This is a genomic window from Arthrobacter sp. M4 (assembly GCF_020251205.1).
In the GTDB taxonomy this organism is placed as follows: Bacteria; Actinomycetota; Actinomycetes; order Actinomycetales; family Micrococcaceae; genus Arthrobacter.
Window position 1 is genome coordinate 1 of the sequence record NZ_JAIWYX010000059.1, and the last position, 518, is coordinate 518.

At 62.0% G+C, this 518-nt stretch carries 1 protein-coding gene; it reads left to right on the top strand.

Translation table 11 applies throughout. From position 1 onward, the window contains the following. The first annotated feature begins 40 nt into the window (after window positions 1-40). Window positions 41-439, top strand: a complete 399-nt coding sequence (locus tag LD110_RS23385) for a hypothetical protein (RefSeq protein WP_225502334.1) — start codon at window positions 41-43, stop codon at window positions 437-439. The last annotated feature ends 79 nt before the right edge of the window (window positions 440-518 follow it).

Sequence of the window (518 nt, forward strand, 5' to 3'; positions counted from 1 at the left end):
CGAAGAAGGATTACCATGTCACCAGGCACTGAGGAATAACGTGACGAAAGCCCTGGGGAATTACGTGGCGGGCGACAGGGACTGGTTCACCGATTACGAATGGCCCGAACGACCATACCTGATGCGCGGCAAGAGTCAGGCCGGCAGAACAATCGCAGAAACCTACGTCCCCGACGCGTTCGGAGTACAGCTCATCGGGCCCCGGCACCGCATCCCATCGGGATCGAACCAGTGGCGGCAAGAGCCAGCCCCGGGCAATCGAACCTTGCTGATCCACCGCGACCCCGCAGCGTGGTTCGCTGGGCCCCTCCCGGAGCCCCTCACGCTTGAACGAGCCCGCGAAGACCTCGCACCCATCCTGCTAACCAACGAGATTGCCGACGACGCCTGGAAACAACGCTGGGCAGCCGCCCCACCGAGGCAATGGCCACCAAGATAGTTCAAGTAATCAGCAAGGACCGACGATCGTCGTCGCAACAGGAGCAGGACATTGCCCGTCTCCCGTTCCGACGGAGTCT